The sequence below is a fragment of the Pseudomonas sp. LAIL14HWK12:I1 genome (assembly GCF_003202095.1).
GTDB classification, from domain to species: Bacteria; Pseudomonadota; Gammaproteobacteria; order Pseudomonadales; family Pseudomonadaceae; genus Aquipseudomonas; species Aquipseudomonas monteilii.
Genome location: NZ_QJKG01000003.1, coordinates 139,819 through 163,249, shown reverse-complemented (window position 1 = coordinate 163,249; position 23,431 = coordinate 139,819). Strand labels below are relative to the sequence as shown.

At 62.8% G+C, this 23,431-nt stretch carries 23 protein-coding genes; 15 read left to right on the top strand and 8 right to left on the bottom strand.

Features of this window, described 5'->3' with window-relative positions; all coding sequences use genetic code 11:
* Nucleotides 1–34: 34 nt before the first annotated feature.
* The gene (locus D906_RS10070; protein WP_025754491.1) at nt 35–595 is read right to left on the bottom strand and encodes a carboxymuconolactone decarboxylase family protein; all 561 of its coding nucleotides are present in this window, start codon (nt 593–595) and stop codon (nt 35–37) included.
* Nucleotides 596–697: 102 nt separating this feature from the next.
* Between D906_RS10070 and D906_RS10065 the strand changes: the two genes are divergently transcribed.
* Nucleotides 698–1,609: an AraC family transcriptional regulator gene (locus D906_RS10065; RefSeq protein WP_027615137.1), complete on the top strand. Its 912-nt coding sequence runs from the start codon at nt 698–700 to the stop codon at nt 1,607–1,609.
* A 28-nt stretch (nt 1,610–1,637) separates the two neighbouring features.
* Here the strand turns inward: D906_RS10065 and D906_RS10060 are convergent, their stop codons facing one another.
* The gene (locus D906_RS10060) at nt 1,638–2,177 is read right to left on the bottom strand and encodes an Rrf2 family transcriptional regulator (protein ID WP_019097848.1); all 540 of its coding nucleotides are present in this window, start codon (nt 2,175–2,177) and stop codon (nt 1,638–1,640) included.
* Between the two features lie 257 nt (nt 2,178–2,434).
* On the opposite strand from D906_RS10060, the gene D906_RS10055 reads away from it, so the two are divergent.
* Both D906_RS10055 and D906_RS10050 read left to right on the top strand, forming a co-directional pair.
* The gene (locus tag D906_RS10055) at nt 2,435–3,631 is read left to right on the top strand and encodes an NAD(P)/FAD-dependent oxidoreductase (RefSeq protein WP_097156168.1); all 1,197 of its coding nucleotides are present in this window, start codon (nt 2,435–2,437) and stop codon (nt 3,629–3,631) included.
* Nucleotides 3,632–3,863: 232 nt separating this feature from the next.
* Entirely contained in the window at nt 3,864–5,489 is a 1,626-nt protein-coding gene (locus D906_RS10050; RefSeq protein ID WP_027615135.1) for a methyl-accepting chemotaxis protein, read from the top strand.
* 52 nt (nt 5,490–5,541) lie between these two features.
* Here D906_RS10050 and D906_RS10045 read toward each other — a convergent pair whose 3' ends face one another.
* Nucleotides 5,542–6,948 (bottom strand): cytosine permease, encoded by a 1,407-nt coding sequence (locus tag D906_RS10045; protein WP_019097850.1) that lies wholly within the window; start codon nt 6,946–6,948, stop codon nt 5,542–5,544.
* Nucleotides 6,949–7,265: 317 nt separating this feature from the next.
* On the opposite strand from D906_RS10045, the gene D906_RS10040 reads away from it, so the two are divergent.
* The 10 genes from D906_RS10040 to D906_RS09995 all read left to right on the top strand — a co-directional run bounded on the left by D906_RS10040 (nt 7,266) and on the right by D906_RS09995 (nt 16,389).
* Entirely contained in the window at nt 7,266–7,751 is a 486-nt protein-coding gene (locus D906_RS10040; protein WP_016715712.1) for a flavin reductase family protein, read from the top strand.
* Between the two features lie 75 nt (nt 7,752–7,826).
* Nucleotides 7,827–8,867 (top strand): LLM class flavin-dependent oxidoreductase, encoded by a 1,041-nt coding sequence (locus tag D906_RS10035; protein ID WP_027615134.1) that lies wholly within the window; start codon nt 7,827–7,829, stop codon nt 8,865–8,867.
* A 282-nt stretch (nt 8,868–9,149) separates the two neighbouring features.
* The gene (locus D906_RS10030; protein ID WP_027615133.1) at nt 9,150–9,746 is read left to right on the top strand and encodes an amino acid synthesis family protein; all 597 of its coding nucleotides are present in this window, start codon (nt 9,150–9,152) and stop codon (nt 9,744–9,746) included.
* A 69-nt stretch (nt 9,747–9,815) separates the two neighbouring features.
* A complete protein-coding gene (locus D906_RS10025; protein ID WP_019097888.1) occupies nt 9,816–10,649 on the top strand; it encodes an alpha/beta fold hydrolase in 834 nt (277 codons plus the stop codon).
* Nucleotides 10,646–12,127: an aldehyde dehydrogenase gene (locus D906_RS10020; protein WP_016715708.1), complete on the top strand. Its 1,482-nt coding sequence runs from the start codon at nt 10,646–10,648 to the stop codon at nt 12,125–12,127. Before D906_RS10025 ends, D906_RS10020 begins: the two co-directional genes overlap by 4 nt.
* 12 nt (nt 12,128–12,139) lie before the next feature.
* Nucleotides 12,140–12,625: a flavin reductase family protein gene (locus tag D906_RS10015; RefSeq protein WP_016715707.1), complete on the top strand. Its 486-nt coding sequence runs from the start codon at nt 12,140–12,142 to the stop codon at nt 12,623–12,625.
* A 72-nt stretch (nt 12,626–12,697) separates the two neighbouring features.
* Entirely contained in the window at nt 12,698–13,087 is a 390-nt protein-coding gene (locus D906_RS10010) for a carboxymuconolactone decarboxylase family protein (RefSeq protein ID WP_016715706.1), read from the top strand.
* 88 nt (nt 13,088–13,175) lie between these two features.
* Nucleotides 13,176–13,922: a GntR family transcriptional regulator gene (locus D906_RS10005; protein ID WP_016715705.1), complete on the top strand. Its 747-nt coding sequence runs from the start codon at nt 13,176–13,178 to the stop codon at nt 13,920–13,922.
* Between the two features lie 21 nt (nt 13,923–13,943).
* On the top strand, nt 13,944–14,507 hold the full coding sequence (locus D906_RS10000) for an NUDIX hydrolase (protein ID WP_016715704.1): 564 nt from the start codon (nt 13,944–13,946) through the stop codon (nt 14,505–14,507).
* Nucleotides 14,508–14,607: 100 nt separating this feature from the next.
* Nucleotides 14,608–16,389, top strand: a complete 1,782-nt coding sequence (locus D906_RS09995; RefSeq protein ID WP_016715703.1) for an ATP-binding protein — start codon at nt 14,608–14,610, stop codon at nt 16,387–16,389.
* Between the two features lie 3 nt (nt 16,390–16,392).
* On the opposite strand, the gene D906_RS09990 is transcribed toward D906_RS09995, so the two are convergent.
* Both D906_RS09990 and D906_RS09985 read right to left on the bottom strand, forming a co-directional pair.
* Nucleotides 16,393–17,025 (bottom strand): LysE family translocator, encoded by a 633-nt coding sequence (locus D906_RS09990; protein ID WP_025754496.1) that lies wholly within the window; start codon nt 17,023–17,025, stop codon nt 16,393–16,395.
* Nucleotides 17,026–17,091: 66 nt separating this feature from the next.
* Nucleotides 17,092–17,706: a LysE family translocator gene (locus D906_RS09985; protein ID WP_016715701.1), complete on the bottom strand. Its 615-nt coding sequence runs from the start codon at nt 17,704–17,706 to the stop codon at nt 17,092–17,094.
* Between the two features lie 112 nt (nt 17,707–17,818).
* Between D906_RS09985 and D906_RS09980 the strand changes: the two genes are divergently transcribed.
* On the top strand, nt 17,819–18,271 hold the full coding sequence (locus D906_RS09980) for an Lrp/AsnC family transcriptional regulator (RefSeq protein WP_016715700.1): 453 nt from the start codon (nt 17,819–17,821) through the stop codon (nt 18,269–18,271).
* Nucleotides 18,272–18,565: 294 nt separating this feature from the next.
* Nucleotides 18,566–19,978: a cytosine permease gene (locus tag D906_RS09975; RefSeq protein ID WP_019097854.1), complete on the top strand. Its 1,413-nt coding sequence runs from the start codon at nt 18,566–18,568 to the stop codon at nt 19,976–19,978.
* A gap of 63 nt (nt 19,979–20,041) precedes the next feature.
* Here the strand turns inward: D906_RS09975 and D906_RS09970 are convergent, their stop codons facing one another.
* From D906_RS09970 to D906_RS09960, 3 genes are read right to left on the bottom strand one after another with little or no spacing between them, the layout of a single operon-like run.
* Nucleotides 20,042–21,343: an ammonium transporter gene (locus D906_RS09970; RefSeq protein ID WP_027615132.1), complete on the bottom strand. Its 1,302-nt coding sequence runs from the start codon at nt 21,341–21,343 to the stop codon at nt 20,042–20,044.
* 57 nt (nt 21,344–21,400) lie between these two features.
* Nucleotides 21,401–22,726 (bottom strand): FMN-binding glutamate synthase family protein, encoded by a 1,326-nt coding sequence (locus D906_RS09965; RefSeq protein WP_016715698.1) that lies wholly within the window; start codon nt 22,724–22,726, stop codon nt 21,401–21,403.
* Nucleotides 22,727–22,741: 15 nt separating this feature from the next.
* Nucleotides 22,742–23,416 carry a protein glxC gene (locus tag D906_RS09960; protein ID WP_019097856.1) on the bottom strand — a complete coding sequence of 225 codons (675 nt, stop codon included), beginning with the start codon at nt 23,414–23,416 and terminating at the stop codon, nt 22,742–22,744.
* Between the last annotated feature and the right edge of the window lie 15 nt (nt 23,417–23,431).

Below are 23,431 nucleotides of genomic sequence, written 5' to 3'. Positions count from 1 at the left end.
CAACGACCGCATCAAGGCCGCTATCACGGGAGGGTTACGCAGAAGGCTGCCAACGGTATTTGCCAAGCTCTTCATTGAGCGGCGTCTGGGCGAAAACATTAGCAAAGTTGCACAGGGTTGCGAGGCTCACGCCCAGAATCACCTCCAGTGCGTTGCCTTCACTGAAGCCGGCGGCGCGGAAGGCCTGGTAGGTGGCCTCGCTGACATTGCCACGGGTGGCGATCACTTCGCGGGCAAACGCTGCCAGGGTTTCGTAACGGGCGTCGGGCAGTTCGCCCCGGGCACGCAGGGCATCGACCACTTCCTGCGGCAGCTTGGCCTTGTTCAGTGCCACAGCAGTGTGGCCGGCCACACAGAAGTCGCAGCCATGCTGGGTAGCGGCAATCAGTTGCACCACTTCACGCTCGGCCAGGCTCAGCTCGGACTTGCCGTTGAGCGCCGAAACGGTCACGTAGGTTTCCAGCGCCGCCGGGGCGTTGGCCAGCACACCCAGCAGGTTAGGGATGAAGCCTGAGTTTTTCTGGGCATTCTCGAGGAATGGACGGGCCGCTTCCGGGGCGCTTTGCAGGGTGTGTAAAGTAATGCGGGAGGACATGGAGTGGTCTCCTTTGATGGGGGTCACTACAGTCTGTTGGTTATAAGAATTACCCTCCATATTCATCAGTCGCCTTTCCTTGCTCCTGAGTGTTTGTATTAGATGATTTCGTCCAGCCACCTTGTCGATTGGTTATTAGAGGGCCTGGAGCTCGATGCCAGCCTGTTTCATGTCGGGCGCTACTGTGGTGGCTGGCACGCCAGCACCCAAGGCATGGGCCGAGCCAGCTTCCATCTGGTGGTGCAAGGGCATTGCTGGCTGCACATCGACGGCAAGGCGCGACCGGTGCGCCTGGAAAAGGGCGATGCAGTATTCCTGTTACGCGACCTTGCCTATCGCTTGTCCAGCGACCAGGACCCGGCCGATGCCTGTGCCCAGCCGCGCCAGGCCATGCAGGCGCTGGACAGTGAGGCCAGTGACGGCGTAGGGCTGGTCTGCGGCTTCTTCCACTTTCAGTCCGGCCTGTCTTCGCTGATTGTCGAAGGCCTGGCTGACTGGATCTTGCTGCGCGCCGAAGACCCCGCTGGCAGTGCGGCGCGGGCGCTGTTCGAGCTGATTCTGGAAGAATGCCGGCGAGCCGCTGGGCCGTCACAGGCGTTGCTGGAGCGGCTGACGCACCTGTTGTTCCTCTACGTGCTGCGCCAGCAGGTAATTGCCGGGCAGTCACTGGGCGGGCTGGTCGCCCTCGCCCGCCAGCCGGCGTTTGCCGGTTTGCTGGAGCAATTGATCGAGCAACCGGGGCAGGCCTGGACACTGGAAAGCATGGCTGCCTGCACCGGCTTGTCACGCTCGGCGTTTTTCAAGCGTTTCAATGAGCTGGCCGGGCAATCGCCGGGGCAGGTGCTGCTGGCTCTGCGTATGCGCCATGCCAGCCAGTTGCTGCGGGCGGGGAATACCGTGGAGCAGGTGGGGGCGCAGGTGGGGTACCAGTCGGTGGCGGCGTTTACCCGGGCGTTTGCCAAGGCGGTGGGGGTGCAGCCGGGGGCATTTCGGCGCCAACATGAGGGGCGCTGAAAGCGTTACGCCTGTACAGGCACCACATTCAGACCTGGCTGACCGGTATATCCCCGCCACCTTTGCCTTCGCGCCGCTCACCCATCCAGCTACTCACCTGCTGCCCGAACTCGGCCGGCGCCTTGCGCCCGAACCGCCGGGCCAGGTCAAGAATGGTCTGCTGCGCCAGCGCTTCCTCCATGCGCTTCTGCGCCCCCAGCATCACCGCATGGATCGCACAGGTACCCTCGGTCGCCCAGCCAGGTGGCGAACCGTCGAACAGGCTGCAACGCTCACGCACCTCGCGGCAGTCGAAAATCTTCTTCGGCCCGTCGATGGCATTGACGATATCCAGCACCGTGATTTCGTCCGACGGCCGCGCCAGGCGAAAACCGCCGCGAACACCCTCGGTGGCGGCGACCAACCCGGCACGGGCCAGTTTGGTGAAAACTTTGGCCAGATACTCCTGAGGCACCCCCTGCAACTCTGCCAGGTCACGCACGCTGGACTCGCGCGAATCACCACGTTCGTCCACCAGGAACAGCAGGCAATGGATGCCGTATTCGACGCCAGCACTGTAGAGCGACATATCAATCTCCGACCAATCTTGTCGCAAATAATACGCCGATCTCATTGAATGGGCAAAGCAGACAGTGGCCGCCTTTCGGTTCACCCCATCCCTCTGAACCATTAAACACGGCCAGTTTCTCCCTTTTTGGGCGTCACGAGGCACCGGCGTGTTCGAAAAAAGACTTGCAGGGAATAACTACGACAAATACAGTCGTAGTTATTCGAGCGACACTCACCCGTCCTCGAAGCCCTCTTCGAACCTTGCGGAGCCCCTACATGAAAACGAACATCCTCATCATCGGTGCCGGCTTTGCCGGTGTCTGGAGCGCCCTGAGCGCCGCTCGCCTGCTCGACCAGGCCCAACGCGACGACCTGAGCATCAGCGTGCTCGCCCCGCAAGCAGAACTGCGTATCCGTCCGCGCTTCTATGAAGCCAACGCGCATACCTTGAAGGCCCCTGTGGGTGAGTTGTTCGAAGTCGTTGGCGTGCGCTTCATCACTGGCAACGCCGAGGCCATCGATGCCGATGCACGCAGCGTCAGCTACATCGACAGCCACGGCCAGCGCCATCAGATCGCCTACGACCGCCTGATCCTCGCCGCCGGCAGCCAGGTAGCGCGCCCGGCACTCCCGGGCCTGGCCGAGCACACGTTCGATGTCGACCAGATGGAATCGGCTGTTCGCCTGGAGCAGCACCTTACGGGCCTGGTGGCCCTGCCAGCTTCGCCTGCCCGCAACACCGTGGTGGTCTGTGGCGGTGGTTTCACCGGTATCGAAACCGCCACCGAAATGCCCGCCCGACTGCGTGCCGTCCTGGGTGACGATGTCAGAGTACTGCTGGTTGACCGTGGCGCCAGTATTGGCGCGGCCCTGGGCGAAGGCATCAAACCGTCGATCGTCGCCGCGTCGCAGCAGGCTGGCGTCGAATGGCTGACCAATACCTCGGTGGTGGCTGTGGATGCAGGCGGCGTCACCCTCGACAACGGCGAGTACATCGCCAGCAGCACCGTAATCTGGACCGTCGGTGTCAACGCCAGCCCGCTGACCGCACAGGTTGCCGGGGAGCGTGACAACTTCGGCCGGCTGAAGGTCGATGACCACCTTAAAGTGGTGGGCCAGCAGCACATCTACGCCACCGGTGATACCGCCTGGGCCGCCGTCGATGAAGTCGGCAACCACGCCCTGATGACTTGCCAGCACGCCATTCCCATGGGTCGCCACAGCGGCAACAACGCCATGGCTGATCTGCTTGGGGTGGCACCGGTGGTATACCGCCAACCGAAGTACGTCACCTGCCTTGACTTGGGTGAATGGGGCGCGGCGTACAGCGAAGGCTGGGAGCGCGAACTGAAGCTGCAAGGCCAGGAAGGCAAGGACCTCAAGCGCCAGATCAACTCGGTATGGATCTACCCGCCAGCGGCTGATCGTGCCGTGGCCTTGGCTGCTGCCGACCCGATGATTGCGATCGTTTGACAGCAAGATCCTGACAAAACCGTCAATAAACGACGGTTTTGTCAATTATGTCGTTACATTGTTGGACTGTCCAATAATGATGGCCATATGGCATCATTTAAACCAAAAAAGTATTCAAGAGGGTGAGGTAACACTACTAATCCGCAGCGCCTCAAGAGCCTTGCGCCATACCGGTGACCCGGCTTTACGACCAAGCTCCTGAGGCCTGCACGCCACCGTCAAGGAGCATTCCATGCAGTTACGGAATATGAAGATCGGCATTCGCGCTGCCAGCGTATTTGCCCTATTGGGCCTCCTGGTCCTGTTCATGGGCCTTATCGCACTCTATGAAACCCGCCAGATGGACAAGGCCACCGACGAGATCCGTGTCACCTGGATGCCCGCCGTGGTAGCCCTGGGTGACATCAGCAGCAACCTCGGCCGCGCACGGGCTATCACCTTGCGCGCCGCACTGGACGACAACCCCGCCGAGCGCGCACGCAACCTGCAGTTGCTCGAAGGCATCAACGCCGAGCTCAAGGGTGGGTTGAAAGACTACGCCGACACCCTCATCGCGGCCGACGACCGCGCCCTGTTCAACACCCTCAATGACGCACACCAGCAGTACCTCGACCTGCAGGTGAAAGTGCTGCAGGACATTGCTGCAGGCCGCATGGACGATGCCAAGCAGCAGATCAACGGCCCCCTCACGCAGCGCGCCGACACCATGATGAAGGCCATGACCGCCCTGCTCGCCTATAACAGCAAAGGTGCCGAAGATGCCTCGCAGCGCAGCAGCGATGTGGCCGACGAAGCGTTCACCGCCATCATCGCCTCGTTGCTGGTCATCATGCTTGCCCTGGCCGCCATTGCCACCGTGCTTACCCGCAGCATCGTGGCACCACTGGCCGATGCCGTGGCTGTTGCCGAACGCGTGGCCACCGGCGACCTCACCCGGGAAATACGCGTGACCGGGCGCGACGAGCCAGCCTTGCTGTTACGCGCCCTGGCCCGCATGCAGGAAAGCCTGCGCGATACCCTGCGCAAGATCGCCGCGTCGTCCGACCAGCTGGCCTCGGCTTCGGAAGAGCTGCACACCGTTACCGAAGACACCAGCCGCGGCCTGCACCAGCAGAGCGCGGAAATCGACCAGGCGGCCACCGCCGTCAACCAGATGACCGCCGCCGTCGAAGAGGTCGCGAACAATGCGGTCAGCACTGCCGATGCTTCCAAGGGCGCCGACCAGACCACCCGCGATGGCCGCGACCGGGTCAATCAGGCGCTGGCATCCATTCAGCATCTGGTGGCTGACGTAACGGGCACCTCGGCCGAAATCGAGCAACTGGCCAGCAATGCCAACGAGATCAGCCGCGTGCTGGATGTGATTGGCGCGATTGCCGGGCAAACCAACCTGCTGGCGCTGAACGCCGCTATCGAAGCAGCCCGCGCAGGCGAGGCGGGCCGTGGCTTTGCGGTGGTGGCAGACGAGGTTCGCGCCCTCGCCCACCGCACCCAGCAGTCGACGGCGGAGATCGAGCAGATGATCGCCGGTATCCAGAACGGTACCGAGCGGGCGGTGACGGCGATGCACAGCAGCCAGGGGCGTGCATCGGGCACATTGGAAGTGGCACAAGGCGCCGGCCAGGCGTTGGAGGTGATTGCCGAGGCGATTGCGGCGATCAACCAGCGCAACCTGGTGATTGCCAGTGCTTCGGAGGAGCAGGCGCAGGTGGCACGCGAGGTGGACCGTAACCTGGTGAACATTCGTGATCTGGCGATGCAGACGTCGGCGGGTGCGAACCAGACCAGTGCGGCGGCGCAGGATCTGTCGCGACTGGCGGTGGACCTGAACGGCATGGTGGCGCAGTTCAAGGTTTGACCTGAAACAACAGGGGCTGCAAAGCAGCCCCATTTACAGCAAAAGTCATCTATCAGTCGTTAACACTCACAACCCGCCCAGCCTTCTCGACAGCCTTGCCGCGCGTCGCCAGGCAGTAATACAGCGGCACCGTGACGATCAACCCGAACAACCAAGACAAGTCCGCCCCTTCGACAATGTTGGAATACGGCCCCACATACAGCGACGTATTGGCAAACGGCAGCTGCACCAGAATCCCGCAGGCATAGGCAATGATCGCGTGGTGATTGAAGCGGCCATAGATACCGCCATCGGCACTGAAGATCGACGCAATGTCGTACTGTCCCTTCTTGATCAGGTAGAAATCGATCAGGTTGATCGAAGCCCACGGCACCAGCACCAGCAGCAGCGCCAGGATCAGGCCGATGAAGTGGCCAATGAAATCCGCCGAGGCATTCAGTGCAACCATCCCGCAGCCCACCAGAATCACCGATGCCAGCAACACCCGCACCTTGATGCTTGGTGTCCATTCGGCCATGAAGGTCTGGATCGCAGTCACGATCGACAACACCGCGCCATACAGGTTGAGGGCGTTGTGGCTGATGATGTTGAGCAGGAACAGCACCATCAGGATCGGGCCCAACCAGCCAGTGGCCTGCTTCACCGCATCCATGGCGTCGGTGCCTTCCGGCACACACAGCACCGCTACCGCACCAAAGCTGAAGCACAGGATAGTGCCCAGGGTGGCGCCGAAGTACGTGGCCCAGAACGGCTGGGCAATGCCTACTTCACGCGGCAGGTAGCGCGAGTAGTCGGAGGTGTATGGCGAGAAGCTGATCTGCCAGATCGTGCCCAACGATACGGTGGCGATGAAGCCCGACAGGTTGAATGCACCACGGCTGAAGAAGTCGGCCGGCAGGTCCTGGGCGAACATCATGATGAAGCCGGCCAGCAGTGCCGAACCCATCACCCAGGTACCGATACGGTTCAGAATATGAATGAAGCGATAACCGATCACGCCAATGGCAGTGGCGCTCAGGGCACCGATCACGATCGCGCCCGGCATCGGCACGCTTGGGGTGATGCCATGGATGGTCTTGCCCGCCAGGACAATGTTGGAAATGAAGAAGCCGACATAAATCAGCGCGGTGAAGAACACGATCAGCAAGGCGCCGTAGCGGCCGAACTGGCCACGGCTCTGTACCATCTGTGGAATGCCCAGCTGCGGTCCCTGCGCAGAGGCCAGGGCGATGACCACGCCCCCGACCAGATGGCCCAGCACAATGGCGATCAGCCCCCATAACAGATTGAGGTGGAACACCTGGACCACCATGGCGCCGGTGACGATAGGCAGTGGCGCAATATTGGTACTGAACCAGAGGGTGAACAGGTCGCGCGCCTTCCCATGGCGCTCGGCAGGTGGAACGTAATCGACCGTGTGATTCTCGACAAACGGGTGTTGCGACGACGGTTGGGACATAGGATTCAGCTCGAAAGGTCGTTTTTATCGTTGTAAGGAAACCGCATCCAGGGCGGCCTCTCAGCTGCGGACCATATTATGGTATTCCAAACTTTTGACAACACTGATCCGCAGGAAAAAACGGCCGCTGATCTGCTCGTGAAACGCCTGCGACAAACCACCTCACCACTCAAGGCCACGTTATTCGTGGGTTTGCGCCGTTCATCGTGGAACAACAGGCTTGAAAATTCCGCTTGCAAATTAGGTATTACGGTATACCATCAGACACATCAATGATAAAAACCGCGGACCACCGCAGCCCTTTAGAGGTACACCCGATGATCGACGCAACCGTCTACAAGCACGTCCTGGGCTCCTTCCCCTCCGGCGTTACCGTCATCACTACCCTGGACGATGACGGCTCGGTTGTCGGCCTGACTGCCAGCGCCTTCTCCTCCCTGTCGATGGATCCGCCGCTGGTGCTGTTCTGCCCCAACTACACCTCCGATTCCTACCCTGTGCTGATGAAGCAGAAGCGTTTCGCCATTCACCTGCTCTCAGGTGAACAGCAAGCAGAAGCCTATGCGTTCGCCAAAAAGGGCAAGGACAAGGCCAGTGGTATCGAGTGGACCCTGAGCGAACTGGGCAACCCCATCCTGGCCGGCGCCACCGCCGTTATCGAATGCGAACTGTGGCGTGAATATGAAGGTGGCGACCACGCCATCATGGTCGGCAAGGTGCACAACCTGATCGTCCCAGCAGAAGCGCCACGGCCGATGGTGTACTGCCGCGGCAAGATGGCCAGCCTGCCGGCCTTTGCCTGAAGCCAATCATGAATCGAGCCCCCTGGCGCCTCCCCTGCCCGGCGCCAGCCCCTTTCAAGCGTTGAGGAAAGCCCCATGAAATTTTCGTTGTTCGTACACATGGAACGTTGGGATGAACAGGTCAGCCACCGCCAGCTGTTCGAAGACCTGACCGAACTGACCCTGATGGCCGAAAACGGCGGTTTCAGCACCGTGTGGATTGGCGAACACCACGCCATGGAGTACACCATTTCGCCAAGCCCGATGCCGCTGCTCGCCTACCTGGCCGCACGCACCGACAAGATCCGCCTGGGCGCTGGCACCATCATCGCGCCGTTCTGGAACCCGATCCGCGTGGCGGGTGAATGCGCCCTGCTCGACGTGATCAGCAACGGGCGCATGGAAGTGGGCCTGGCACGTGGCGCCTACCAGTTCGAATTCGACCGCATGGCCAACGGCATGCCGGCCACCGACGGCGGCAAGGCGCTGCGCGAGATGGTGCCGGTGGTGCGCAAGCTGTGGGAAGGCGACTACGCCCACGACGGCGAAGTCTACAAGTTCCCCACTTCCACCAGCGTACCGAAGCCGTTCAACGCCACCCCACCGATGTGGATCGCTGCCCGCGACCCGGACTCGCATAACTTCGCCGTGGCCAACGGCTGCAACGTCATGGTCACCCCGCTGATGAAGGGGGACGAAGAAGTGCTGGACCTGAAGAACAAGTTCCAGGCCGCCCTGAACAACAACCCGGACGTACCGCGCCCGCAACTGATGGTGCTTCGCCACACCCACGTGCACAGCCCGGCCGAGCCGGAAGGCTGGAAGGTCGGCGCCCAGGCCATTTCGCGTTTCTACCGCACCTTCGACGCCTGGTTCGGCAACAAGACCACCCCGGTCAACGGCTTCCTCGAGCCAAGCCCGGAGTCGAAGTTCGCCGAAGTGCCAGCGTTCGAGCTGGAGAATATCCGCAAGAACACCATGATCGGCACCCCGGAAGAAATCATTGCGCGCATCAAGTACTACCAGGAGCTCGGTGTCGACGAGTTCAGCTTCTGGTGCGACAACAGCCTGCCCCACGCCGAGAAGAAGAAGTCGCTGGAGCTGTTCATCAAGGAAGTGGTGCCGGCGTTCGCCTGAATTCCCATTGCCTGAATCATTGCGGGACGCGCCCGCTCCCGTGGGCCTCTGAGGCCTGCGTGAGCGGGCTTTTTTATGAAATCGGCGCAAGGCAGGAAGACTGTGCGATCCCTGTGGGAGCGGGCTTGCCGGCGAAGAGGCCAGTACAGACACGACAAGAATCAAGGCATCACGCCACCTTTCGTCTCCCAGCAAGAGAAATGTTCAGCCCCCTCTTGCACTACAAATATTATGGTATACCATCAGACAACAAGAGCTGATAACCCTCACCAGGAGCCACCCATGAGTTTCGAAATCCGCAAGATCGTCACCTACTCCGAAGAGACCCGCATCGAAGGCGGCAAGGCCACCGACAAGCCGGTGACCATGGTCGGCCTGGCCGTCGTGATCAAGAACCCATGGGCCGGTCGCGGTTTCGTTGAAGATCTGAAGCCGGAAATCCGCGCCAACTGCTCGGACCTGGGTGCCCTGATGGTCGAGCGCCTGACTGCCGCCATCGGCGGTGCCGACAAGATCGAAGCCTACGGTAAAGCTGCAGTAGTGGGCGCCGATGGCGAAATCGAGCACGCCTCGGCGGTGATCCACACCCTGCGCTTCGGCAACCACTACCGCGAAGCGGTACAGGCCAAGAGCTACCTGAGCTTCACCAACAAACGTGGCGGCCCAGGCACCTCGATTCAGATCCCGATGATGCAGAAGGACGACGAGGGCCTGCGTTCGCACTACATCACCCTGGAAATGCAGATCGAAGACGCCCCGCGTGCCGATGAAATCGTCGTGGTCCTGGGCGCTGCCGACGGCGGCCGCCTGCACCCGCGCATCGGCAACCGCTACATCGACCTGGAAGAACTGGCTGCCGAAAAAGCCAGCGCTCAATAACAACAACCAAAACGGGGCCGGGGCGTGGTGTGCTTACCCGCCGCGCCCGACCTTCAAGGAGCGCCCTCCATGATTCAGCCTGTCGCTGAACACACCCCTGCCGGCACCAGCTACCTGTCCGTCGGCCAGGGCCAACCCGTGGTATTGATCCACGGCGTGGGCCTGAACAAGGAAATGTGGGGCGGTCAGATCGTTGGCCTGGCCAACGACTACCGCGTCATCGCCTACGACATGCTCGGCCACGGCCAAAGCGCCCTGCCGGCTGCCGACATCGGCCTGGAAGGCTATGCCGCCCAGCTCGCCGAACTGCTTGACCACCTGCAAATCACACAAGCCACCGTGATCGGCTTCTCCATGGGCGGCCTGGTTGCCCGTGCATTTGCACTGAACTACCCGCAACGCCTGGCAGCACTGGTGGTACTCAACAGCGTGTTCAACCGCACCCCCGAGCAGAGCGCCGGCGTTATTGCCCGCGCCGCCCAGGCTGCGCAGCTGGGCCCCGACGCCAACGTCGACGCCGCCCTGGACCGCTGGTTCAGCCGTGAATACAAGGCTGCCAACCCGGCGCAGGTCGCCGCCATCCGCCAAGTGCTGGCGAGCAACGACCCGCAGGGCTACCACACCACCTATTCGCTGTTCGCCACCCAGGACATGTACCGCGCCAACGACCTGGGCAGCATCCAGGTGCCGACGCTGATCGCCACTGGCGAACTCGACTCGGGCTCTACCCCGGCCATGACCCGCCAGCTCGCCGCCAGCATTCCTGGTGCGCACAGTGTGGTCCTCGCCGAGCAACGGCATATGATGCCGGTAGAAGCACCGCGTGAAGTCAACAAGATGCTGCTGGACTTCCTCGCGCAAGCCCGCACCCTCACAGAATCCGCCAAGGGGATTGTTGCATGACCCTCGTTCGTTTCCAGATGTGCATCGACGGCCAATGGCGCGATGCCCAGAGCGGCAAGACCTTCGACAGCCTCAACCCGGCCACCGCTCAGGCCTGGGCGCAACTGCCCGACGCCGATGAAGCCGACGTCGAACTGGCGGTGCAGGCCGCCCAGCGTGCCTTCGACAGCAAGGAATGGCGTAGCATCACCGCTACCGCGCGCGGCAAGCTGCTGCGTCGCCTGGGCGACCTGATTGCCGAAAACAAGGAGCACCTCGCCCAGCTGGAAAGCCGCGACAACGGTAAGCTGATCCGCGAAACCCGCGGCCAGGTGGGCTACCTGCCAGAGTTCTTCCACTACACCGCGGGCCTTGCCGACAAGCTCGAAGGCGGCACCCTGCCGTTGGACAAGCCCGACCTGTTCGCCTACACCGTGCACGAGCCGATTGGCGTAGTGGCCGGCATCATCCCGTGGAACAGCCCGCTGTACCTCACCGCGATCAAGCTGGCCCCGGCCCTGGCCGCCGGCAACACCATTGTGCTCAAGCCGTCCGAGCACGCCTCGGCGACCATCCTCGAACTGGCCCGCCTGGCCCTTGAGGCCGGTTTCCCGGCAGGTGTGGTCAACGTGGTCACCGGTTACGGCCCAAGCACCGGCGCGGCGCTGACCCGCCACCCGCTGGTGCGCAAGATCGCCTTCACCGGCGGCGCCGCCACCGCGCGCCATGTGGTGCGCAGCAGCGCCGAAAACTTTGCCAAGCTGTCGCTGGAGCTGGGTGGCAAGTCGCCGAACATCATCTTTGCCGACGCCGACCTGGACAGCGCCATCAATGGCGCCGTGGCCGGCATCTATGCCGCCTCCGGCCAAAGCTGCGTGGCCGGTTCGCGCCTGCTGGTACAGGACGAAATCTTCGACGTGTTCGTCGAACGCCTGATCGCCCGCGCCAAGCGCATCCGCATCGGCAACCCGCAGGACGACGCCAGCGAAATGGGCCCCATGGCCACCGCGCAACAACTCGCGGTGGTTGAAGGCCTGGTCGCTGCAGCCAAGGCCGAAGGCGCCAAGCTGCACATGGGCGGCAAGCGTGCCGAGGTCGAAGGTGACGGCTGGTTCTACGAGCCGACCCTGTTCGAGTGCGACAGCAACGCGATGACCATCATGCAGGAAGAGGTGTTCGGCCCGGTTGCTGCGGTGATCCGCTTCAAGACCGAAGAAGAGGCACTGGAAATCGCCAACGACTCGCAGTTCGGCCTTGCCGCCGGCATCTGGACCCGCGACCTGGGCCGTGCCCACCGCCTGGCCCGCGACGTGCGCTCGGGGATCATCTGGGTCAACACCTACCGCGCCGTGTCGGCCATGGCGCCGATCGGCGGCTTCAAGAACAGCGGCTACGGCCGCGAGAGCGGCATCGATTCGGTGCTGGCCTATACCGAGCTGAAGACCGTGTGGATCAACCTGTCCACCGCGCCGATGCCCGACCCGTTCGTGATGCGCTAAGAGGAACACGAGATGATCGAACCCGGCATCTACAAAGACGTGATGGGCTCCTTCCCGTCCGGCGTCACGGTAGTCACCACCCTGGACGCCGACGGCGCCATCGTCGGCATCACCGCCAGCGCCTTCAGCGCGCTGTCGATCGACCCGGCGCTGGTGCTGTTCTGCCCCAACTACGCCTCCGACACCTACCCGATCCTGCGCGACAGCAAGCAGTTTGCGATCCACCTGCTGTCCGCCGACCAGACCGCCGAAGCCTATGCCTTCGCCGGCAAGGGCAAGGACAAGGCCAAAGGCATCGACTGGCACCTGAGCGAGCTGGGCAACCCGCTGCTGGCCAAGGCTACGGCGATCATCGAGTGCGAACTGTGGCGCGAGTATGACGGCGGGGATCACGCGATCATCGTGGGCGCTGTGAAAAACCTGGTGCTGCCCGAGCAGCCGGCAACGCCGATGGTGTACCACAAAGGCAAGCTGGGCGCCCTGCCCCCGCTTGGCTGATCACCCTTTTAGGGGCCGCGCTCATCGTCTCACCCTCGGTTGCGGCCCCTGTTTTATTCCGGAGTACTGCAGATGAGCAACGAAAAGTACGAGAAAGGCCTGGCCATCCGCACCCAGGTGCTGGGCGAGGACTACGTCAACCGCTCGATCCAGAACGCCGACGCGTTCACCCAGCCGTTGCAGGAACTGGTCACCGAATACTGCTGGGGCCACGTCTGGGGCCGCGAAGGCTTGTCGCTCAAAGAGCGCAGCATGATAAACTTGGCCATGATTTCCGCGCTCAACCGGCCCCACGAACTCAAGCTGCACATTCGGGGCGCACTGCGCAATGGCCTGAGCCGTGAACAGATTCGCGAAATCCTGCTCCAGGTCGGCATTTACTGCGGCGTACCCGCGGCGGTGGACAGCTTCCGCCTGGCCCGTGAAGCGTTTGCCGAAGCCGATGCGGAGCCAACCCGTTAACAACGGGCTGTTCGAACCACTGCATGGAACGCCTCGGTTCGGGGTATTCCGCGATGTTGGCGCAACAGCCTCATAAAGAGCGCACCTGATGAAACGCCAGCCACTCGACGACAGCTTCAAGGTCAACCGCAACCCCGTTACCCTGCGCGAAATCGTGCTCGACAAGCTGCGCGCCGCGATCATGAACTTCCACCTGCTGCCAGGCGACCGCCTGGTCGAGCGTGACCTCTGCGACCGCCTTGGGGTCAGCCGTACCTCGGTGCGCGAAGCGCTGCGACATCTGGAATCCGAAGGTCTGGTGGAATTCGCCGACGCCAAGGGCCCGCGTGTAGCCATTATTACCCTGGAAGATGCCCGCGACATCTACGAGCTGCGTTGCGTGCTCGAAGGGCTGATCGTGCAGTTGTTCACCCTCAACGCCAAAGCCAAGGACATCCGTGCCCTGGAACGTGCGCTGGAGGTCAACCGCGAGGCCCTCGAAGAAGGCGAACTGCAACAGGTGCTGGACTCGGTTCAAGGTTTCTACGATGTGCTGCTGGAAGGCTCCGGTAACCAGGTGGCGGCCCAGCAGCTGCGCCAGTTGCAGGCGCGCATCAGCTACCTGCGTGCCACCTCGGTGTCGCAGGAAAACCGCCGTGGCGCCAGCAACCGCGAAATGGAAAAGATCGTCGAGGCGATCAAGGGCGGCGACCCGCTGGTGGCCCACCAGGCCTCTGTCGACCACGTCCGCGCTGCCGCCAAGGTAGCCCTGGACTACCTGCGTCAAAAGCAGGATGACAACGCCAAGGTGCGCGACATGGTCGAGCCCCTGGCCCTGAAGGATCCACGTATATAAGAACCGCATAGGCCGCTGATCATGCCCAACGCCCCGCGCTACTGCCCGCACTGCACCACGGAACTGGCCCGGGGCGTTCCCACAGGCGATACCCACGAACGCCTGCACTGTAACGGCTGCGGCTACGTCCACTACGTGAACCCGAAGATCATCGCCGGCTGCATCATCGAGCGCGATGGCAAGTACCTGCTGTGCCAGCGCGCCATCCCCCCGCGCCCGGGTACCTGGACCTTGCCGGCTGGTTTCATGGAAGCCGGCGAAACCACCGAGCAGGCGGCGCTGCGCGAGGTGTGGGAAGAAAGCGGCGTACGTGCCGACATCGTTTCGCCTTACTCGATTTTCAGCGTGCCGAAAATCAGCGAGGTGTATATCATCTTCCGCGCCATCGTCATCGAAGAAACCGGGCAGTACGGGGCCGAGACGCTGGCGTACAAGTTTTTCGAACCGGACGAGATCCCGTGGGACGAGATCTACTATCCGGCAATCCGGCAGATTCTCGAGCGCTATATCCTCGAACGGCAGGCCGGTGTTTATGGCATCTACATGGGCAATGACGACACTGGCAAGGTGCACTTCATTCGCTAGCCTGTATCGGCCCTATCGCCGGCAAGCCACCAAAAATTCTCGCCAAACGTCTATTCTGGATGCACCCTTAAGGCCTTACGCAAAAGGACCAGCAGAGCAAATGGCAAAATGGCTAGACGGCGGCGGGCTGATGGCCGAGCGCATCCGCAACCACGACTGGGCCGCCACCACACTGGGCCCGCTGCAGCACTGGCCCGACCCGCTGAAAACCAGCCTGGCCCTGTGCCTGGCCTCGCGCTTCCCGCAAGCCGTGCTTTGGGGGCCAGACCTGCTCACCCTGCACAACGACGCCTTTTCGCAGATTCTCGGGCAAAAGCCTTCGGCATTGGGCATCCCCTTCCGCGCCGTGTGGCAGGAAGCCTGGGCCGACATCGGCCACATGGCCAACCGCGCCCTGGCCGGCGAGGCGGTGTACATCGAAGACTTCCCGCTCGTCATCGACCGCAACGGCAGCCCCGAACGGGCCTATTTCACCTTCTGCTACAGCCCCATCCGTGACCACGACGGCAAGGTGCTGGGCATGCTCGATACAGTCACCGAAACCACCGCCAGCGTGCTCGCCAACCAGCGCCTGAAATTCCTCGACGACCTGGGCCGTGCCGTGGCCGACGCCACCGCCCCGGACCAGATCCTTGCCACTACCACGCGCCTGCTGGTCGAACACCTGCAACTGTCGAGTTGCGCCTATGCGGTGATGGAGCCCGACGAGGACGGTTTCACCATCTGCGGTGACGCCGTGGCGCCAGGCTCGCCGCATCTGTTGGGCCGCTATCGGTTGGAGGATTTCGGCAAGCTGGCGGTCGGCCGCCTGCGCAGTGGCCTGCCGTTGGTCATCCGGGACAACCTGAGCGAGCTGTCCCCGGAGGAAGCTGCCACCTTCCAGGCCATCGGCATTACCGCGACTATTTGCATGCCCCTGATCAAAGGCGGCCGGCTGACCGCGCTGATGGCCATCCACGACAAGGCGCCACGGGAGTGGACCCACTATGAACAGGCACTGATCAGCGAAGTCACCGAGCGCTCCTGGGCGCATGTCCAGCGGGTAAAGGCCCACGCCGAAGTGCGCGAGGCCATGGCGGCACTGGAGGCGTTGAATGCCACCCTCGAACAGCGCGTGGATGAACGCACCAGCCAGTTGCTACACACAGAAGCCGTGCTGCGCCAGGCCCAGAAGCTCGAAGCCATCGGCCAACTGACAGGCGGCGTGGCCCATGACTTCAACAACCTGCTGACCATCATTCGCTCATCGCTGCATTTTCTGCAGCGCCCCAACCTCGACGCACAGCGTCGCGAGCGCTACCTCAAAACCATGTCCGACACCGTTGACCGCGGTACCAGGCTGACCGGTCAGTTGCTGGCCTTCGCCCGCCGCCAGGCCCTGAGCCCGCAAGTGTTCGAGGTCGGGCCACGACTGGAAGCCATGGCCGACATGCTCGACACGGCCACCGGTGCGCGGATCCAGGTCGAGCTGCAGTTGCCGCAGGCGCCTTGCCATATCCGTGCCGACCTCAACCAGCTGGAAACCGCGGTAATCAACCTGATGCTCAACGGCCGCGATGCCATGGCCGGCGAAGGCACCTTGCAGCTGCGCCTGCAGGCCGACCAGCACCTGCCCACCCTGCGTGGCCAGGCGCCACAGCCGGGCCAGTTCGCGGCGATTTCGGTGAGCGACAGCGGTGTCGGCATTGCCGCCGAACTGCTGGAGCGCATCTTCGACCCGTTCTTCACCACCAAGGCACCGGGTGAAGGCACCGGGCTCGGGCTGTCGCAGGTGTTCGGTTTTGCCAAGCAGTCCGGGGGCGATGTGCAGGTGAACAGTGTGCCGGGCCAGGGCACCACTTTTACCTTGTACCTGCCCCAGGAGCCGCCGCCTGAGGCCTAGCGATCAGCGCCGCCCTTCGGCCAGCATTCGCACGGCCAGGCCCGCCAGCACCGTCCCCATCAGCCAGCGCTGAACCTGCTGCCACAACGGGCGACCGGCGAGGAATACGGCGATCGACCCGGCCATGACTGCGATCAGTGCATTGACCGAAACGCTGATGGCGATCTGCGTCGACCCCAGCACCAGCGACTGCAGCAGCACGCTGCCATGCCCTGGCTCGATGAACTGCGGCATCAACGACAGGTACATGACGGCGATCTTGGGGTTCAGCAGGCTGGTGGCAAAGCCCATGGTGAACAGCCGGCGCGGGCTGTCCGCCGGCAGGTCCTTGACCTGGAACGGGGAGCGACCGCCCGGGCGCAGCGCTTGCCAGGCCAGGTACAGCAGGTACAGCGCGCCACCAATGCGCAGCGCATCGTAGGCAAAAGGCACAGCCATCACCAGGGCGGTGATGCCCAGTGCAGCGCAGAACATGTAGATGACGAAACCCAGCGCTACGCCGCCAAGGGAAATCAAGCCGGCCTTGCGCCCCTGGCAGATCGAGCGGGAAATCAGGTAGATCATGTTCGGCCCCGGGGTCAGCACCATGCCGAGGCAGATCAGGGCAAACGTTAACAGTTGGGTTATCTCGGGCATCGGGCACATCCTGGTTGTGCTGTGGACTGCTGCGAGTTTATCTGAAGCCTTTTGAAACCGGTGAACTCAGTTGATCTGCCCCACTATCAAGCCCAAGGCCACCGTGATCATCGCCACCCCCGACACCCGCCCGACCAGCCTGGCCGCCCCCGGCCGGGTGCTCAGCACCGCCTTGGCGCCATAGCCGACCAACGAATAGATCACCAGCGAGCTGCACAGGTGCACCAGGCCCAGCAGCAGAATCTGCAACGGCACCGGCCAGCTTGACTGCGGGTCGGTGAACTGCGGCAACAGGGCCAGGAACAGCAGGAACACTTTCGGGTTCAACCCGCTGACGCAAAAACCCTTCAACGCCCAGCGCGAGCCCGATTCTCCAACACCGCCCTGCCCGGCCTCGGGTAATGCCGGGCTCAGCAACAGGTTGCCGCCCAACCACAACAGGTAGCTGCACCCTGCCAGGGTCAGCAAGGTCAGCGCCAACGGGTGGCCGGCCAGCAGGCTGCCGACCCCAGCCGCCACCACCAGGGTGGCCAGGAAATGCCCCGACAGCATGCCCGCCACCGCCGGCATCACCCAGCGCCCGCGCATGCCCGCCGAAATAGCGTAGGCCCAGTCTGCCCCCGGGGTAATCACGAACAGCATCGACACGGCCCAGAATGCCGTCAGAACACTGATAGCCACTTGAATCTTCCTTTTTCCACTGCCTTGGGATGTCGAAAGATTACGGATTCCGCTCAGGGATTTTCTTTCGTATATTCCCCTTCGTGGTTCAATTACTGGAAGATCCTTCTCAATGGACAGGACCGATCGAAAGATTCTTGCCGAGCTACAAAAAGACGGTCGCCTCTCGGTGACCGAACTGGCTGATCGCGTGGGGCTCAGCCTCTCGCCCTGCCATCGGCGCCTGAAGGCACTGGAGGCGTCCGGGGCGATTCTGGGCTATCACGCCCGCCTGGCGCCGAGCGCTGTGGGGCTGAACTTTGCCGCGCTGGTATTCGTCACCCTGCGCGAAGTCACCCGCCAGCCGGTGGCGGACTTTGAAGCGGCAGTGGCCGAGATCCCGCAGATTGTCGAGGCGCAGCGACTGTTCGGTGACCCGGACTACCTGCTGCACGTGGTGGCCAAGGACTTGCCGGCGTTTCAGAAGCTGTATGACGAGAAGCTGACCAGCATTCCCAATGTGAAGCGCTTGAGCTCGACACTGGTGATGAAAGAGGTGATTCAGGATCGGTTGTTGCCGATGTAGCTGTTTTGCCTGCGCCCTGAAAACGGGCGCAGCGCACCAGCACAGCCCACTAAAATCAGCCCGCCAGACCACAAACCCCTCTACTACAAGCCCTCCCGCCAACTGGCACCCTCCTTGCTACCGTCCACCGCTTAAGCTTTTGTCAGCCTTAGGTTTTTTAAGGTTTATGGGTACATATTTACTAATTTCTCGTTATCCCCGCGCCCCGCATCATCCCTCCAACAAGAACGCGTCGCCCTTCGCCGGCACGCCCCCGGGCAGTTCCCGATGCCCTACCTTGCCTTGGAGTCAATCATGACCAGTGCAGCCAATTCGGCACCCCTCATAGAGAAACACACGATCGGCTACGTACCGCCGCAAGACCGCCACGGAAAGGTAAGGGATCTGTTCACACTGTGGTTCGGCGGCAACATCGCGCCGTTGCCCATCGTTACCGGCGCGCTGGGCGTGCAGTTGTTCCACCTGAACCTGGTGTGGGGCATCATCGCCATCCTGGTCGGCCACCTGGTTGGTGGTGTGTTGATGGCACTGCACTCGGCCCAGGGCCCGCAAATGGGCATCCCGCAGATGATCCAGAGCCGCGCCCAATTCGGTACCCTTGGCGCGCTGCTGGTGGTGGTGATCGCCGGGGTCATGTATATCGGTTTCTTCGCCTCCAACATCGTGCTCGCCGGCAAGTCGCTGCATGGCGTGGTCGACGCCGTACCGGTACCGGTGGGCATCGTCATCGGTGCGCTGGGCTCGGGCATCATCGGCATCATCGGCTACCGCTTCATCCACGTGCTCAACCGTATCGGCACCTGGGTGCTGGGCATCGGCATCGTGGTGGGCTTCGGCTACATCTTCACCCATGTGCAAAGCGACGACTTCCTCACCCGCGGCGGCTTCAACCTGGCCGGCTGGCTGGCCACCGTGTCGCTCGCGGCGCTGTGGCAGATCGCCTTTGCGCCCTATGTGTCGGACTACTCCCGCTACCTGCCGGCGGATGTGAAAGTCAGCTCGACCTTCTGGACCACCTACCTGGGCTCGGCCCTGGGTTCGAGCCTGTCGTTCATCTTCGGCGCCGTGGCGGTGCTGGCGATCCCGGCCGGCATGGACACCATGGACGCGGTCAAGCTGGCCACCGGCACCCTTGGCCCGGTCATGCTGGTGCTGTTCCTGCTCAGTGTCATCAGCCACAACGCCCTCAACCTGTATGGTGCTGTGCTGTCGATCATCACCCTGGTGCAAACCTTCGCCTACCGCTGGATCCCGACCGCCAAGAGCCGCGCGGTGCTTTCGCTGATCGTGCTGTCGGCCTGCTGTGTGGTGGCGGTGTTCGCCTCGGCAGACTTCATCGGCCACTTCGTCGACATGGTGCTGGTGCTGTTGGTGGTGCTGGTGCCATGGACGGCGATCAACCTGATCGACTTCTACGCGATTCACAAGGGGGACTACGACATCCAGTCGATCTTCCAGGTCGATGGCGGTATCTACGGCCGTTACAACCCGCAGGCGCTGATCGCCTATGCCGTGGGCATCGTGGTGCAGATCCCGTTCATGAACACGCCGCTGTATGTCGGGCCGATTTCCGAGCACATCAACGGGGCTGACCTGTCCTGGCTGGTGGGCTTGGCGATTACCTCGCCGCTGTACTGGTGGCTGGCTTCGCGTGACAGTGCCTACCGTCGTCGGCAGATGAGTGCCAAGTTGGCCATGGGGCACTGATTCAGCCTGTGCTGGCCTCTTCGGGGGCAACCCCGCGAAGAGGCCAGCACAGACCACTTGCCATCAGAGGTTGTACGCCCGCTCATTGTGCTCCGCCAGGTCCAGCCCCTGCTCTTCCTCTTCCCGACTGGCCCGCAGGCCCACGGTCAGCTTGATGGCCCCAAGAATCGCCCAGCTCACCACGAAGCAGTAGACGAAGGTGAACGCCACCCCCTTCAACTGCACCAGCGCCTGCCCTATCGGCGATACGCCCTCTACATAACCGCCCAACACCGGCGCAGCAAATACGCCGGTCAGAATCGCACCGACCATCCCGCCCACACCATGCAGCCCGAACACGTCCAGGCTGTCGTCATACCCCAATGCCTGTTTCAGCCGGGTCACGGCAAAGAAACAGATGGCCCCGGTCAACAGGCCAATCACTACAGCCCCCAAAGGCCCGACAAACGCACAGGCCGGGGTAATCCCCACCAAGCCTGCCAGCGCGCCGGAAGCCGCACCGAGGGCAGTCGGCCGACCATGCATCACCTTCTCGGTCAGCAACCAGCCGACAATCCCGGCGCAGGCCGCCACCATGGTCGCCAGCATCACCACCCCTGCTCCTTCGTTGGCCGCCAGCCCCGACCCCACGTTGAAGCCAAACCAGCCCACCCACAACAACCCGGCACCCACCAGGGTAAAACCGAGGTTGTGTGGCGGCATGGCCACCTGCGGATAGCCCTTGCGTTTGCCCAGCATCAACGCAGCCGCCAAGGCAGCGACGCCGGAGTTGATATGCACCGCCGTGCCGCCGGCAAAGTCCAGCACGCCCCAGTTGACCATCAGCGCCCCCGGCCCGCCCCACACCATATGGGCGATCGGCGCATACACCAGCACGAACCAGGCCCCCATGAACAGCAACGACGCACTGAACTTCATGCGCTCGGCAAAACCACCGGCAATCAGCGCTGGGGTGATGATGGCGAACGTCAGCTGGAACACCGCGAACACACCTTCCGGGATCGTGCCCACCAGGCTGTCGTGGCCGATGTTCAGCATCAGCGCCTTGTCCAGGCCGCCGATGAAGCTGTTGAAGGTCAACTGCCCCTCGACCATACCCGTGGTGTCGACCACCAGGCTGTAGCCAAACAGCACCCAAAGGATGCCGATCACACCCGCTACGGCAAACAGTTGGGTGAACACCGAAAGGAAGTTCTTCGCCCGTACCATGCCACCGTAGAACAGCGCCAGGCCGGGTATGCACATCATCAGCACGAACATCGCGGCGCAGATCATCCAGGCGGTGTTGCCGGTGTCCAGGGTGGGTTCTGCGGCATAGGCCAGCGGTGTCAGTGCGAACAGCACAACAGCAAGGGCAAGCTTCATGGAGTCACTCCTGTGCAATGAAAACCGCCGGCTGGCAGCCGGCGGTGTCGGGGTAGATCAGTACTGCGCCTGGCCCGGTACCCACGCAGTCCCCGCCAGCGGCACCCGTGCCATCGCCGCCGCTTCCACGGTCAACGCCACCAGGTCCTCCGGGTCCAGGTTGTGCAGGTGCGACTTGCCACACGCCCGTGCCATGGTCTGCGCTTCCAGCACCAGTACGCGCAGGTAGTTGGCCAATCGGCGCCCGGCCTCTTCCGGGTTCAGGCGCTTGGCCAGCTCCGGGTCCTGGGTGGTGATGCCGGCCGGGTCGCGACCGTTCTGCCAGTCGTCATAGAAGCCGGCCGCCGAGCCAATCTTCTTCAGTTCGCTGTCCAGTCGCGGGTGGTTGTCACCCAGGGCGATCAACGCCGCCGTACCAATGGCCACCGCATCGGCGCCCAGTGCCATGGCCTTGGCCACGTCGGCACCGTTGCGAATGCCACCCGATACAATCAGCTGCACCTTGCGGTGCATGCCCATTTCCTGAAGGGCTTGCACTGCCTGCGGGATGGCCGGCAGAATCGGGATGCCGACGTGTTCGATGAACACTTCCTGCGTCGCCGCAGTCCCCCCCTGCATGCCGTCGAGCACGATCACATCGGCACCGGCCTTCACTGCCAGCTTGACGTCGTAGTACGGGCGGCTGGCGCCGATTTTCACGTAGATGGGCTTTTCCCAGTCAGTGATTTCACGGATCTCGGCAATCTTGATCGCCAGGTCGTCCGGCCCGGTCCAATCGGGGTGGCGGCAGGCACTGCGCTGATCGACGCCGATCGGCAGGGTACGCATGCCGGCAACGCGCTCGGTTACCTTCATGCCCAACAGCATGCCGCCACCGCCCGGCTTGGCGCCCTGGCCGAGGACGATCTCGATAGCATCGGCCTTGCGCAGGTCATCCGGGTTCATGCCATAGCGCGACGGCAGGTACTGGTACACCAGATGCTGCGACTGACCGCGTTCTTCAGGGGTCATACCGCCGTCGCCGGTGGTGGTGCTGGTGCCGGCGATGGTCGCACCACGGCCCAGCGCTTCCTTGGCATTGGCCGACAGCGCGCCGAAGCTCATGCCGGCGATGGTCACCGGGATTTTCAGGTGGATCGGCTTTTTCGCAAACCGGTTGCCCAGCACCACATCGGTGCCGCACTTCTCGCGGTAGCCTTCCAGCGGGTAGCGCGACACGCTGGCACCCAGCAGCAGCAGGTCGTCGAAGTGCGGCACACGGCGTTTGGTGCCACCACCGCGAATGTCGTAGATGCCGGTTTCGGCGGCACGCTGGATTTCCTGGATGGTCAGGCGATCGAAGGTGGCCGACTCACGCAGTACCGGGGGGAATTGTTCGCTCATGGGAATGCTCCTGGATCAGTACGCGCTGGCGTTGTCGACTTTGAAGTTGTACAGCTGGCGGGCCGAGCCGTAGCGTTTGAAATCGGCGGCCTTGTGCTCCAGGCCTGCCTTGTTCAGCAGCTCCTGCAACGCTGTAAGGTGCTCGGCGCGCATTTCTTTTTCGATGCAGTCCGAGCCCAGCGACTGCACCGAGCCTTTGACGTAAATCTGCACCTCGTACAGCGAGTCGCCTAACGCATCGCCGGCATCACCACACACCACCAGGCGCCCGGCCTGGCCCATGAAGCAGCTCATGTGGCCGATGCTGCCGCCCACCACGATGTCCACGCCTTTCATGGAAATGCCGCAACGGGCACCGGCATCACCCTCGATCACCAGCAGCCCGCCATGGGCGGTGGCGCCAGCGGCCTGGGAGGCACTGCCCTTGACCCGCACCGAGCCAGACATCATGTTTTCGGCCACGCCCACGCCCACGTTGCCATGCACGGTCACGCTGGCCTGCTGGTTCATGCCGGCGCAGTAGTAGCCAGCGTGGCCTTCGATATCCACCGCCACGGCGGCGTTGATGCCCACGGCCAGGTTGTGTTTGCCATCGGGGTGGGTCACCCGCCATTCGTGGTCCTGCACGTCACCATGCAGGGACTGGTTGAGCACACGCACCGAAGTGCTGGAAAGGTCGATCGTTTTCATAAGGTTCTCCAGAGG